We start from the raw sequence: 13,123 nt of genomic DNA on the forward strand, positions 1-13,123 counted from the left end.
GTCCCCATGTCCCACGCACCGGCGTCCGCACCCCCGGACAGCGGGGCCCCGCGCCGCGGCCGGCCTGGCTACGACCGTGAGACGCTGCTCGCCGTCTGCGTCGAGGTGTTCAACGTCCACGGCTACGACGCCACCTCGATGGGCACCCTGTCCAAGCACCTGGGGATCTCCAAGTCCGCGATCTACCACCACGTGGAGTCCAAGGAGGAGATCCTCGAGCAGGCGCTGAACCGGGCCCTCGACGCGCTCGAGGAGGTCCTGGCCGCCGCGGAGCGGACGGAGGCCCCGGCGGTCCAGCGGCTCGAGCAGGTGATCCGCGGGACCGTGCACGTGCTCGTGGAGCAGATGCCCTACGTGACCCTGCTGCTGCGGCTGCGGGGCAACTCGGAGGTCGAGACGCGGGCGCTCGAGCGCCGTCGCACGGTCACCCGCCGGGTCGGCGCGCTCATCGAGCAGGCGCAGGCGGAGGGCGACCTGCGCCGCGACCTCAGCGGCCGCTCCGCCTCCCGCCTGCTCCTGGGCATGATCAACTCGATCGTCGACTGGTACCGGCCGGATCCGGACAAGCCCGACGACGGGCTGGCCGACACCGTGGTCGCGCTCGCCTTCTCGGGCCTGCGCGCCCCCTGACCCACCGGCCGGCCCTCCGCCGAGTCCCCACCGCCGTGGGCTGCTGCCCGTCGAGTCCCCATCGTCGCGGGCAGTTATCCGCCGAGTCCCCACTGCCGCGGGCTGCTGCGCGTCGAGTCCCCATCATCGCGGGTGGTTGCTCGCCGAGTTCCCACTGTCGCGGGCAGTTATCCGCCGAGTCCCCAGTGTGCACGCAATCCCCCACGCCGTTGCGTGGGGGATTGCGCCGCTTCTGGGGCCTCGGCGGAAGGGGGGAGGCGGGAGGGCCCGGGAGGGGGAGTGGGGCGCCCGGGCGTGGCGCGGTGAGGGTGGGATGGTGTTCGAGCACACTGGTCACGTCCCCGGGCGGACGCGCCGCAGGCCTGGCCGCCCCCACCCAGTGCACCGGGAGGCACCGTGGGAGTACGACTGTCGCACACGACCGTCAGCGCGCTCGACCCCTGCGCCCAGGCCCGGTGGTGGCACCGGCTGCTGGGCTGGCCCCTCGGCGGGCAGTGCCGCCCCGGTGACACGGAGTGCTGGTTGGAGAGCCCGGAGGGCTTCCGCCTGCTGTTCTTCTCGGAGGGCGTCCGGGAGCCCAAGGGGCCGGCGTGGAACCGGGTCCACCTCGACCTGCGGCCGGAGAAGGGCGGCACGTGCGAGGAGGAGGTCGCGCGCGCGCTGGATCTGGGCGCCGAGGTGGTCGACGACCGCCGCGGGACGGACTCCTGGGTGGTGCTGGCCGACCCGGAGGGCAACGAGTTCTGCATCCTGGGGGCCTGACACCCCACCGCCGTGCCGGCCTGCCGCCGTGCCGGCCTGACGGCCCCGCGGACGCACCGTGTGCCCGGCAAACGTGGGCGCTGACATCGCCGAGCCCCCACCATCACGGGCAACAGCCCGCCGAGTCCTCACCATCACCGGCAACGGTCCGCCGAACCCCCACGATCGTGGGCGGTTGCTCGCCGAGTCCCCACGAGCGTGGGTGGTTGCTCGCCGAGTCCCCAGGACACCCGCAATCCCCCACGCCGTTGCGTGGGGGATTGCGCCGTTGCTGGGGACTCGAGGGCCTCGGGGACCCTGCAGGCCGGGATGCCGTACCGCCGGCGGGGCGGGGGCCAGTGAGCCCGGGATCAGCGGACCAGGGGGCGGGTGCCAGCGGGCCGGGGATCAGCGGCCCAGGGGGCCGGGGGCCGGCGGGGCGGGGGCGGCGGGTCGGGAGGTCAACCAGCCGGTCAGGTGGTCATGCCACCGGCCAGGTCTTGGCCACCAGGGTCAGCACGTCGTAGGTCGCCACGATCTCGTCGTGCTGGTTGTGCAGGATCGCGTCCCAGCGGACCTCGCCGTACTCGTCGGTCACGCGCGGGGTGATCTGCTTGGCGGTCAGGGTCACCCGGATGGCGTCGTCGTAGGTCACCGGAGTGATGAACCGGAGGTTCTCCAGCCCGTAGTTGGCCAGCACGGGCCCCGGGGCGGGCTCCACGAACAGGCCCGCCGCCCAGGAGACCAGCAGGTAGCCGTGGGCCACCCGCCGGGGGAAGAACGGGTTGGCCGTGGCCGCCTCCTCGTCGGTGTGCGCGTAGAACGTGTCCCCGGTCCGCTCCGCGAACTCGGTGATGTCCTCCAGGGTCACCGTGCGCAGCTCGGAGGCGAACTGGTCGCCGATCCGCAGGGTCTCCAGCGACTTCCGGAACGGGTGCTCGCCCGTGCCGTTCTCGACCGCCTCCCGGGTCACCGTGTTCGCCGCGGCGCCCCGATGCCACACGCCGGTGACCGCCGTGAGGATGTCCGGGGGCCCCTGGATCGCGGTGCGCTGCATGTAGTGCTTGACGCCGCGCACCCCGCCCAGCTCCTCGCCGCCGCCGGCGCGGCCCGGGCCGCCGTGGACCAGGTGCGGCATGGGGGAGCCGTGGCCGGTGGAGGTCCTGGCGTCCTGGCGGTTGAGGAAGTGCACGCGCCCGTGGTGGGAGCCGATGCCGGCGGTGAACCGGGCGGCGGTGGCGCCGTCGTTCGTGCACACGGTGGCCACCAGCGAGCCGCCGCCTAGTGCGGCCAGCCGCACGGCGTCGTCGACGTCGGTGTAGCCGAGCACGGAGGTCACCGGACCGAAGGCCTCGACGAAGTGCACCTCCGGGGTCTCGGGGTCGTCGAAGGACAGCACCGTGACGGGGAAGAAGGCCCCTGCCTCGGTGTCGGCCCCGCCCACGGAGGCGTCGGGCCCGCCGAGCCGGACGGTGCCGCCGGCGGCCACGAGGCGCTCCACGGCCTTGCGGACCTCCGCCTGCTGCTCCTTGGAGGCCAGGGCGCCCATGGTGACCCCCTCGGTGCGGGGATCACCGATCACCACGCGCTGCTGCACGCGCTGAGCCACGGCTGCCACGACGTCCTCCACACGCTCCTGCGGGACGATGACGCGGCGGATGGCCGTGCACTTCTGCCCGGCCTTGGCGGTGATCTCGACGAACACGGCCTTGACGAACGCCTCGAACTCCGGGGTGTCCGGGGTGGCGTCGGGGCCGAGGATGGCGGCGTTGAGGGAGTCCGTCTCGGCGGTGAACCGTACCCCGCCGTTGACCACGTTGTCGTGGTTGCGCAGCGACCGCGCGGTGCCGGCGGAGCCGGTGAAGGCCACGTGGTCGCGGTAGTCCAGGTGGTCGAGCAGGTCCCGGGCGGATCCGGAGACCAGCTGCAGCGAGCCCTCGGGCAGGATCCCGGACTCGACCATCAGGCGGACGCAGGCCTCGGTCACGTAGCCGGTGGGGGTCGCGGGCTTGACCACGGTGGGCATGCCGGCGAGGAACGCCGGCGCGAACTTCTCCAGGAAGCCCCACACCGGGAAGTTGAACGCGTTGATCTGCACGGCCACCCCGGGCATCCGGGTGTAGATGTGCTCGCCCAGGAAGGACCCGTCCTTCGAGAGCTGCTCCACGGCGCCGTCCACGATCACGTGGGCGTTGGGGAGCTCGCGCCGGCCCTTGGAGGAGAACGTGAAGAGGGTCCCGATGCCGCCGTCGACGTCGAAGAAGTGGTCCTTGAGCGTGGCGCCGGTGGCGTAGGACAGGTCGTAGAGCTCCTGCTTGTGCTCGGTGAGGTGATGCGCGAGCTCCTTGAGCTTCAGCGCCCGCTCGTGGATGGTGAGCTCCCCGAGGGACCGCTGCCCCACGGTGCGGCCGTACTCCACGGCGGAGGCGATGTCGATGCCGTCGGTGGACACGCGCGCCACGATCTCGCCGGTCGAGGCGTCGGCGACCTCCGTGATCCGCTGCGGGTCCTCCGGGGTCCACCACCGGCCCCAGAGGTAGCTGGGGAGAACGGTCTGGGTCTGTGCTGCCACGGTGGGTGGTCCTTTCGCTCGGGTGCGTGCCGGGCCGGGACCAGGTCCCGCTCCGGCCTCCTGACCGATCGTTCGGTATTATGACCACGATAACGTACGTCACACCCGGGGACCACAGGGAATCTGCGCTTCCCGTCCCCTGTCACCGAGGAGTGCCATGAGCGCGACCCCCGAGCCCTGGCGGATCGTCCTGGGCGAACTGGACGAGAAGATGGGCGTCACCGTCCTCGAGGAGTCGGCGGAGCGGGTGGTCGCCACGATGCCCGTGGAGGGCAACCGGCAGTCGCTGGGCCTGCTGCACGGCGGGGCCATGGTGGCGCTCGGGGAGGCCGTGGGCTCCTGGGCGGCGGTGATCCACGCGTCCACGATGGGCAAGGTCGCCGTGGGGGTCGACGTCAACGCCACCCACCACCGGTCCTCCCGCACCGGCACCGTGACGGCCACGGCCACCGCCCTGCAGCTGGGCCGCTCCCTCACCTGCCACGAGGTGGTGATCGCGCACGAGGACGGCACCCGGCTGTGCACGGTGCGGATCACCAACTTCCTCAAGGACCGGAGCTAGGGACCCGCGTCAGGCACCGGGGTCAGGGGCCGGGGTCAGGGGCCGGAGTCAGGAACCGGGGGCGGGGCGGCCGAGCCGGCGGCGCAGGGCCACGAGCTCGTCGGAGCTCACCCCCGCCGCGCGGAGATAGCGCTCGGCGTCGAGCCCGGCCACCAGCGCGGCGAGGGCGGCCCGGCGCCCGGCGAGCAGCCCGGCCAGCTCCTCCTCGGAGTGGTGGCGCTCGACCGGGTGGGGCACGGGGGAGACCCGGTGCCACTCGTTGATCCCGCGCGCGGCCGCCTCGTCCTCGGCGAGCAGGCGCTCCGGGGAGGCCCCGGCGAGGCCCAGCAGCAGCAGGGCGAGCACCCCGGTCCGGTCCCGCCCGGCCGAGCAGTGCACCACCACGGCGCCCTCGGCGGTCGCCACCGCCCGCACCGCCTCGGCGATCGGGCCCGGGAAGAGCCGCAGGTAGTCGCGGTAGCCGCGCGGGTGGTTCAGGTACGGGGTCCCCACGAGGGAGAACTCGGGGTGGGCGGGGTCCTCCGTGGGGCGGTGCAGGACGGTGACGCCCGCCCGGGCGGCCGGCTCGTCCGGCGGATCGCTGGGCCGGCGGCGACGCTCGACGGCATTGCGCAGGTCCACGACCGTGCGCACCCCGTCCGCGGCGGCGGCGCGCCAGCCCGCGGGCGTGAGCCGCTCCGAGCGGCCCATCCGCCACACGTCCCCGGCCAGGAGCCGGGCGTTGATCGCCCCCTCCCACGGAGCGGGGGTCCCGGGCTGCGCGTCCATGCCCCCACGCTAGGTCCTGCCCCCGACGACGCGCTCCTCCGGCACGTCGCCGGCGCTGTTCCCCGGCACCCGCACGCATCCGCACGCATCCGCACGCACCGGATCCGCCCGGGCCCCGGCAGGATCCGGGCGGCCAGGGCGGAGCCGGTGCGCGCGGACGAGGGCGCTACCCGTCGTAGCTGAAGAAGCCCTTGCCGGTCTTGCGGCCCAGCTCGCCGCGGGCGACCATGTCCCGCATCAGCTGCGGGGGAGCGAAGCGCTCGCCGAGCTCGGACTCGAGGTACTCCGCGATGCCCAGCCGCACGTCCAGGCCCACGATGTCCGTGAGCGCCAGCGGGCCGACCGGGAACCTGTAGCCCAGGACCATGGCGTTGTCGATGTCCTCGGGGGAGGCCACACCCTCCTCGACCATGCGGATGGCCTCGAGGGCGATCGCCACGCCCAGCCGGGAGGAGGCGAAGCCGGGGGCGTCGTTGACGACCACCGCGGTCTTGCCGAGGCCCTCGACCCACTGCACCGACAGCCGCTTGAGCTCCTCGCCGGTGTGCTTCGAGAGCACGACCTCCACGAGCTTGGAGGCCGGCACGGGGTTGAAGAAGTGCAGGCCGCAGAACCGCTCGGGACGGGTCAGCTGCCCGGCCAGGCCGTCCACGGACAGGGAGGACGTGTTCGTGGCCAGCCACGCGGTCCCGGCCAGGTGGCGTTCGACCTCCTGCAGCGCCGAGACCTTCAGGTCCCAGGACTCGGGCACGGCCTCGACGACGAGCTCGCACCCGGCGAAGTCCGCGGAGTCCAGGGACACGGTCAGGTGCTCGGACCACTCGTCCAGGTTGCCGTCCACGCTCCCGCGCTCCAGCGACTTGGCCAGGTCCCGCTCGATCCGCTCCCGGGCGGCCTCGGCGGCCTGGCCGTCGCGCTCCACGACGGTCACCTGCGCCCCGGCGAGCAGGAAGGCGTGGGCGATGCCCGCGCCCATGCGGCCTCCGCCCAGGACGCCGACGGCGGCGGGGACGGCCAGTGCGTGCTTCTCGGTCATCGGTTGACGCTCCTACTTCTTCTTGCGGTCCAGGAAGGCCTGCATGCGGTCGAACTTCGCCTCCGACTCGAAGAGCACGGCCTGGGCCAGCTCGTCGATGTGCGGGTGGGCGGACGGCGGGGCCGCGAAGACCCGCTTGGAGATGCGCACGGCCAGGGGGTCCTGAGCGCCGATCCGGTCCGCGAGCGCGTGCGCCGCGGGCACCAGCTCGGCGGGCTCGTGCAGCTCGGTGACCAGGTGCAGCTCCAGGGCCTCGGCGGCGTCGAGGATCCGCCCGGCGAGCAGGATGTCCAGGGCGACCGGCTCGCCGACGAGCTCCTTGAGCCGCCACAGCCCGCCGGCCGCGGCGATGATACCCAGGTTCGTCTCCGGCTGGCCGATCCGCAGGTGCGGGGTCGCGATCCGGAAGTCCGCCGCGTAGGCCAGTTCCGCGCCGCCGCCCAGCGCGTAGCCGTCGATCGCGGCGATCACGGGCATGGGCAGCTTGTGGATCCGGTCGAAGATCCGGGAGTTGATGCCCTGCAGCGCGTCGTCGCGGCGGCGCTCGCGCAGCTGGCCGATGTCCGCGCCGGAGGCGAAGACCCCCTTCCCGTTCACCTCGGTGCCGGAGAGGAGCAGGACCTTCGGGTGCCGCTCCAGGTAGCCGCACACGGTGTGCAACTCCTCGACCATGGTCGCGTCGATGGCGTTGCGCACGGCGGGGCGGTCCAGGACCACGTGCAGGCGGTCCTCGCGCTCCTCGAGCCGCAGGGCGGTGAACTCCCCGCCCAGGATCTCGCTGGGGCCGACCATCAGAGCTTCTCCACGAGCATGGCGGTGCCCTGGCCCACGCCCACGCACATGGTCGCGAGGCCGCGGTCGGCGCCCTCGCGCTCCATGCGGCCCAGCAGGGTCACGACCAGCCGGGAGCCGGAGGAGCCCAGCGGGTGGCCCAGGGCGATGGCCCCGCCGTCGTTGTTGACGGTGCCGGCGTCGAGGCCGAGACGGCGGATGCAGGCCAGGGACTGGCTGGCGAAGGCCTCGTTGAGCTCCACCGCGCCGAGGTCGTCGACGCCCCACCCGGTGCGCGCCAGGACCTTCTGCGTGGCCGGGACCGGGCCGATGCCCATGATCTCCGGGGCCACCCCGGTGGAGGCGCCGTCGACGATCCGGGCGCGGGCGGCCAGCCCGTACTTCTCGGCGGCCCGCTCGGAGACCACCAGGATCGCCGAGGCGCCGTCGTTGAGGGAGGAGGAGTTGCCGGCGGTGACGACCGAGCCGTGGGCCACCACGGGGCGCAGCTTGGCGAGTACCTCGGCGGTGGTGCCCGGGCGGGGCCCCTCGTCGGTGTCCACGACCGTCTCGGCGCCCTTGCGGCCCGTGACGGTCACGGGCACGATCTCGGGGGCGAAGCGGCCGGCGTCGATCGCGGTGATCGCCTTCTCGTGGGAGGCCACGGCGAACGCGTCGGCGTCCTCGCGGGTGATGCCGTCCACGGCGGCGACCTCCTCGGCCGTCTCCGGCATCGAGTAGGTCATCTTGTCCTGCTTCTTGAACTGCGGGTTGGTGAAGCGCCAGCCGATCGAGGTGTCGAAGACCTCACCGGGCTTGGCGAAGCCCGTGGCGGGCTTCTCCATCACCCAGGGGGCCCGGGACATGGACTCCACCCCGCCGGCGACGACGATGTCCGCCGCCCCGGCCTTGACCATGTGCGAGGCCATGATGATCGCGGACAGGCCCGAGGCGCACAGCCGGTTGACCGTGATGCCCGGGACGGTGTCCGGGAAGCCGGCCAGCAGCCAGGCCATGCGGGCCACGTTGCGGTTCTCCTCGCCGGCGCCGTTGGCGTTGCCCAGGATCACCTCGTCGACGTCGTGGGGGTCGATCCCGGCGTCGGTGACCGCGTGCTTGACCACCAGGGCCGCGAGGTCGTCCGGGCGCACGCTCGAGAGCGCGCCGCCGTACCGGCCCACGGGGGTGCGCGCGCCCCCGACGAGGAAGGCCTGAGGGGTTGAGGACATGGCAGAACTCCTGTCGCGACGGGGAGGGCCGGTGGCGGGCGACGGTGCCCAGCAATAACCGACCGTTCGTTCACCTTACGATCCCACGAGCGCGCGCACGGGGTCAACAGAGCGCGCGTCCGTGAGATCCTGGCGTCTTCATCGAAGATTCGGCGCAGATTCGGCGCAGACTCAGTGCAGACACGATCCGGCGGCGACCGCCGGAGTCACCGGAGGTGCAGGATGTCGTTCCAGGAGTCCATGGAGCTCGTCGGCGAGGCCGTCGACGTCGCCGGGGTCGTCGCCATCGTCATCGGGACGGTGGTGGCCTCCCTGCTGGCGGGGCGGGAGCTGCTGGGCCGCCGGAGCGGGGGCAGCGACGCCTACATGAACTACCGGCAGCGGCTCGGCCGCTCGATCCTGCTGGGCCTGGAGCTGCTCGTGGCCGCGGACATCATCAAGACCGTGGCGATCACCCCCACGTTCGAGTCCGTGGGGGTGCTGGCGCTCATCGTGCTCGTGCGCACCTTCCTCAGCTGGTCCTTGGAGCTGGAGATCAGCGGTCGGTGGCCCTGGCAGAAGGAGCCGGAGGCGGCCGCCCCGGCCGCCGGGTCCCCCGCGGCCTAGCGGTCCCGGGACACTGCGGAGGCCTCCGCGCGCAGCCCCTCGCCGACCGCCGTGAGCCAGGCCTCCGCCGAGGACCTGGCCGCCGGGGTGCCCGGGAAGCGGGCCCGCAGGTGCAGACCGTCCTCGCCGACGACGAACCAGACCTGCACGCCCGTGGTCGGCGCCGAGGCGGAGACGTGTTGCGCCCGCAGCTTCGCGGGCAGGCTCACGGGGAGGCGCCGGTAGTCCATGTAGGAGAGCATGAACATCCCCGGGGGCACGGGCATGCCGCCGTGCGGGCGCAGGATCGGCTCCAGCGGGTGCGAGCCCAGCTCCAGGGCCTCGCGCACGGCGGCCCGGCCGGCCTGGGGGGCGGCATCGGCGCACTCGAGCACCGAGGTGGTGATGAACCAGCCCACGGCGTCACGCCACCGCGGGTCGGTGCGGCTGTGCACGGGCAGCACGGCGCGCAGCGGCCGGCCGGCGAGCTCCAGGGTGGCCCGCGTCAGCACCGACACCAGCAGCGCCAGGAGCCGCACGCCGAGCGCATCGGCGCGGTCCTCCAGGCGGGTCAGCGCCCGGGCGTCGAGGACCTCGCGGGTGGTCACGGTCTCGGGCGCGGGGCGCGCGAGGTCGCCCAGCGGGAGCGGAAAGACCGGCATGGTGCCCCCGCCGTCGGCGAGGATCCGCCCCCACCGCTGCGCGACCCGCGCCGGGGCCGCGGGGCGGGCCGCCAGCTCGCGCGTGTGCTCGGCGAAGGAGGCCACCGGGGGCCGGCCGGCGCCGGGCGCGCGCCCGGCCCGGACGTCGGCCAGGGCGTCGAGCAGGTCGCGCACGAGCACGGGCAGGGACCACGCGTCCACGTGGGCGTGGTCGGCGGCGAGCACGACGACGACCGGACCGTCCGGCGGCTCGACCAGGCACAGCCGGTGGGAGGGCCGGGCCAGGGGTGCACAGGCACCGTCGACCAGCTCCTGCAGGGCCGCCCGCGTCCCGGCCGGGCCGACGTCGTGATGGGCCCACAGCGGCTGGACCGCGCCGCCGGCCTCGTGCAGCAGGACGCCGCCGTCGTCGCCGGTGGAGAACACGGTGCGCAGCGTGTGGTGGCGGGCCACGACACCGGCCCAGGCGCGACCCAGGTCCTCGGGGAGGACCGGGGCGGGCAGCTCCAGGGTCACGCCCATCCACGTCCCCGGGCGGGAGCCGGCGCCCACGTGCATGCCCTGGTCGAAGGACACCGGCAGCCGCCGGCCGGTGCGCGTGACCGGGACCGTGCAGCTGGAGAGCCGCCCCTCGGGCAGCCGGGCGTGCGTGATGTTGGTCAGCCGCATGGGCACCTCTCGATCGCGTCAGGGGCAGTCTGGCCCGGCACGCGCATGCGGTCCAGCGGCGTCCACGATGCAGGCGTAGCGTGGCCGCATGCCGACGCTCGAGCTCGACCGCTGCCGACTGGCCTACGACGTGACCGGTTCCGGCCCCCCGGTGGTGCAGCTGCACGGGCTGCTGTCCGACCGGGCCTCCAACGCCGCCGGTGGCCTGGACCTGGCCTCCGGGCTCTCCGGGCACCGCGCGGTGCGCTACGACGCCCGCGGGCACGGCCGCTCCGCGGCGGAGCCGGTGGTGGAGGACTGGTCCTGGTCGCGGCTGGCCGCGGACCTGCTGGACCTGCTGGACGCCGTGGTGCCCGGGGAGCCGGTGCACGGCATCGGCCCGTCGATGGGTGCGGCCACCCTCCTGTACGCCGCCCTGGCCCGGCCCGAGCGCTTCCGCTCCCTCGTCCTGTGCGTGCCGTCCACGGCGTGGGCCTCCCGTCGCGGCCAGGCGGCGGCGTACCGGCGCGGGGCGGAGCTCGTGGAGCGGCACGGCCTGGAGGCCTACCTCCGGGCCGGGCGGGCCGCTCCCCGCCCGCCGGCCGTGGCCGACCGCGAGACGCACCCGCCGCGCATCGACCCCCGCCTGCTCCCCACCGTGCTGCGCGGTGCCGCCGCCACCGATCTGCCGCCGGTCGACGAGCTCGCCCGGATCGGGCTGCCCACCCTGGTGCTGGCCTGGTCGGAGGACCCCACCCACCCGCTGTCGACCGCCCAGGCGCTGCGCGAGGCACTGCCCGGGGAGGCCCTGCACGTGGCGGGCACCCCCGGCGAGCTGGCGCAGTGGCCACGGCGGTGCGCGGAGTTCGTGCGGGCGGTGGAGGTGGGTTCCCCGGTCGGCGGGGCGGGCTGACCGGGGGGTTAGAGTCTCTTGCCGGCGGTGAGGGAGGCGGTCATGAACTCGGCGACGACCTTCTGGGAGATGGCCACGTCGAGCACGAAGACGCCCTCGTCGTGGGCGGCCAGCCAGTCCTCGAGGGCGGTCAGGTCGGCGAGGGTGGTGGCCTTGGTCCCGGCCGCGCCCATGGCCCGGCCGATCGCGGCGAAGTCGACCTCCTCGATGAGCATCGCGGTGGGGTCCAGGCCCTTGGCGGCGTACTGGTGCAGCTCGGCGCCGTAGGCGGAGTCGTTGAGCACCACGATCACCCCGCGGTCGGTGGCGCGCAGGAAGGTCTCCAGGTCGGCCAGGCCCATCAGGGCCCCGCCGTCGCCGGTGACGAACACGGTGGTGCGCTCGGGGCGGGCGATGGAGACCCCGGCGGCGGCGCCGAAGCCCAGGCCGATGGACTGGAAGGCGGTGCCGACCAGGACCATGGCCTGGGGGTCGGGGACGGTGAGGTACATCGGGGCCCAGCCGATGAAGTGGCCTCCGTCCATCACCACCGAGCGCTGCTTCGGGAGGATGTGCTCCAGGGCCGCGACCACCGCGCGGGGGTTGAGCCGGCCGTCGGGGCCGAACTCGGCCGGGTCCTCGATCGGGGCCGAGGAGCGGTAGGTCTGCCCGGCGACCTCGGGGGCTGCTGCCCGCCAGGTGGTGGCCGGGTCGGTGGCGGGGGTGCGGGCCAGCAGCCCGGCCAGGGCCACCCCCAGGTCGGCGCGGACGTAGTCGGTGACGGCCGGGTGGGCCATCGTCTCGGCGGGTTCGTTGTCGATGCGGACCATCCGGGTACCGGGTGCGAAGAGGGTGCCGTAGCGGGACTGGAAGGCGTTCAGCGAGGCCCCGGCGACGAGCACCAGGTCGGCCTGGCGGGCGGTGGCCAGGCGGTGGTCGCGGGTGAAGCCCCCGGCGATGCCCAGGTTCCAGGGGGAGTCCACCGCGCCCACGGCCATCACCGAGGTCATGAACAGGGCCCCGAGCCGGTCCCCGAGCTCGGCCAGGGCGGGGGCGGCCCCGGCCAGCAGCACCCCGCGCCCGGCCAGGATCAGCGGGCGGGCGGCGCCGCGCAGCAGTCCGGCGATCCGGTCCAGTTCCTCGGGGGCGGGCTGCCAGGCCTGTTTGGCCGGCAGCGGCTCCAGGCCCACCGGGTCCACCAGCGGTGCGGTGGCGCAGTCGTAGGGGATCGCCAGCACCACCGGCTGCACCGTGCGGGCGGCCAGGTCGAAGGCCCGGTGGGTGATCGCGGTGGCGTTGGCCGGGGTGGCGACCAGGGTGGTGACCCCGACCGCGGCGGCCGCGGCGGTCTGGTCGATGTCGAAGGGCCGCCGCCCGGTGGTGGGGGCGTCCCCGACGACGAGGACCAGGGGGATGCGGGCCAGGCGGGCCTCGGCCAGGGCGGTGTAGGTGTTGGTGAACCCGGCCCCGTAGGTCGTGGTGGCCGCCCCGACCCGGCCGGTGGCCCGGTGGTAGGCGTCGGCCATGGTCACCGTGGCGGCCTCGTGCCGGGCGGAGGTGAAGCCGAAGCCGGCGGAGGTGAGATGGCTGATCAGGTGGGCGTTGCCGTTGCCCATCAGCCCGAACAGGTGATCGGTGCGCGCGGCCAGCACATCGGCCACCGCGGTGGAGACCGTGGGGAGCAGGGGGTCGGGGGTCACGGTGGGGTCCTTTCGGCGGAGTCCCGGTGGGGCTCCTCGGTACGGGGCGCCGGGTGCGGGCTGTCCGTGGTGGGCTGTCGGGTGCGGAGCGGGATGTGCTCGGTGGCCGTCGGCACGGGCGGAGCCGCCCGCCCGCACCCGTGGGTGGGTGCCGACGGGCGGCTCCGGCGGTCCGGCGGTGCTCAGTCGTGCTGCTGCTGGGCGGTCTCGGCGGCGGTGAGGGTGCCGGCGGCCTCGGGGTGGGTGGCGACGTAGTCCTGGTGCACCTCCTGCACGTGCAGGTCGGTGCCCTGGATGTCCTTGGGGACCATCGAGACGGCGATGAAG

12 protein-coding genes are annotated in these 13,123 nt (G+C 74.3%); 5 read left to right on the top strand and 7 right to left on the bottom strand.

What is annotated here, in order from left to right:
- Positions 1–6: 6 nt before the first annotated feature.
- The gene (locus tag GMA12_RS09305; protein WP_156269214.1) at positions 7–630 is read left to right on the top strand and encodes a TetR/AcrR family transcriptional regulator; all 624 of its coding nucleotides are present in this window, start codon (positions 7–9) and stop codon (positions 628–630) included.
- Positions 631–1,026: 396 nt separating this feature from the next.
- Positions 1,027–1,392, top strand: a complete 366-nt coding sequence (locus GMA12_RS09310) for a VOC family protein (protein ID WP_162459680.1) — start codon at positions 1,027–1,029, stop codon at positions 1,390–1,392.
- A 460-nt stretch (positions 1,393–1,852) separates the two neighbouring features.
- Here GMA12_RS09310 and paaZ read toward each other — a convergent pair whose 3' ends face one another.
- Positions 1,853–3,943 (bottom strand): phenylacetic acid degradation bifunctional protein PaaZ, encoded by a 2,091-nt coding sequence (gene paaZ / locus GMA12_RS09315; protein ID WP_162459681.1) that lies wholly within the window; start codon positions 3,941–3,943, stop codon positions 1,853–1,855.
- A gap of 157 nt (positions 3,944–4,100) precedes the next feature.
- Here paaZ and GMA12_RS09320 point away from each other — a divergent pair, with 157 nt between their 5' ends.
- Positions 4,101–4,505, top strand: coding sequence for a hotdog fold thioesterase (locus tag GMA12_RS09320; RefSeq protein WP_047802116.1), 405 nt, complete (start codon positions 4,101–4,103; stop codon positions 4,503–4,505).
- A gap of 48 nt (positions 4,506–4,553) precedes the next feature.
- Here the strand turns inward: GMA12_RS09320 and GMA12_RS09325 are convergent, their stop codons facing one another.
- From GMA12_RS09325 to GMA12_RS09340, 4 genes are all read right to left on the bottom strand, one after another.
- Positions 4,554–5,273 carry a tyrosine-protein phosphatase gene (locus GMA12_RS09325; protein WP_156269215.1) on the bottom strand — a complete coding sequence of 240 codons (720 nt, stop codon included), beginning with the start codon at positions 5,271–5,273 and terminating at the stop codon, positions 4,554–4,556.
- Between the two features lie 166 nt (positions 5,274–5,439).
- Positions 5,440–6,309 carry a 3-hydroxyacyl-CoA dehydrogenase family protein gene (locus GMA12_RS09330; protein WP_156269216.1) on the bottom strand — a complete coding sequence of 290 codons (870 nt, stop codon included), beginning with the start codon at positions 6,307–6,309 and terminating at the stop codon, positions 5,440–5,442.
- 12 nt (positions 6,310–6,321) lie between these two features.
- Entirely contained in the window at positions 6,322–7,101 is a 780-nt protein-coding gene (locus tag GMA12_RS09335; protein WP_156269217.1) for an enoyl-CoA hydratase/isomerase family protein, read from the bottom strand.
- Positions 7,101–8,309: a thiolase family protein gene (locus GMA12_RS09340; RefSeq protein WP_156269218.1), complete on the bottom strand. Its 1,209-nt coding sequence runs from the start codon at positions 8,307–8,309 to the stop codon at positions 7,101–7,103. The genes GMA12_RS09335 and GMA12_RS09340 overlap by 1 nt, the downstream gene beginning before the upstream one ends.
- Before the next feature lie 222 nt (positions 8,310–8,531).
- Between GMA12_RS09340 and GMA12_RS09345 the strand changes: the two genes are divergently transcribed.
- Positions 8,532–8,915 carry a DUF1622 domain-containing protein gene (locus GMA12_RS09345; RefSeq protein ID WP_156269219.1) on the top strand — a complete coding sequence of 128 codons (384 nt, stop codon included), beginning with the start codon at positions 8,532–8,534 and terminating at the stop codon, positions 8,913–8,915.
- Here GMA12_RS09345 and GMA12_RS09350 read toward each other — a convergent pair.
- Positions 8,912–10,225 (bottom strand): condensation domain-containing protein, encoded by a 1,314-nt coding sequence (locus GMA12_RS09350; RefSeq protein ID WP_156269220.1) that lies wholly within the window; start codon positions 10,223–10,225, stop codon positions 8,912–8,914. The two genes, GMA12_RS09345 and GMA12_RS09350, sit on opposite strands and share 4 nt — an antisense overlap.
- 88 nt (positions 10,226–10,313) lie before the next feature.
- On the opposite strand from GMA12_RS09350, the gene GMA12_RS09355 reads away from it, so the two are divergent.
- Complete coding sequence (locus GMA12_RS09355; protein ID WP_156269221.1) at positions 10,314–11,117, top strand: alpha/beta fold hydrolase; 804 nt, start codon at positions 10,314–10,316, stop codon at positions 11,115–11,117.
- 8 nt (positions 11,118–11,125) lie between these two features.
- Here the strand turns inward: GMA12_RS09355 and GMA12_RS09360 are convergent, their stop codons facing one another.
- A complete protein-coding gene (locus GMA12_RS09360; protein WP_162459682.1) occupies positions 11,126–12,796 on the bottom strand; it encodes a thiamine pyrophosphate-binding protein in 1,671 nt (556 codons plus the stop codon).
- Positions 12,797–13,123: the final 327 nt, after the last annotated feature.

The sequence above is a fragment of the Kocuria sediminis genome, from assembly GCF_009735315.1.
Classification (GTDB): domain Bacteria; phylum Actinomycetota; class Actinomycetes; order Actinomycetales; family Micrococcaceae; genus Kocuria; species Kocuria turfanensis.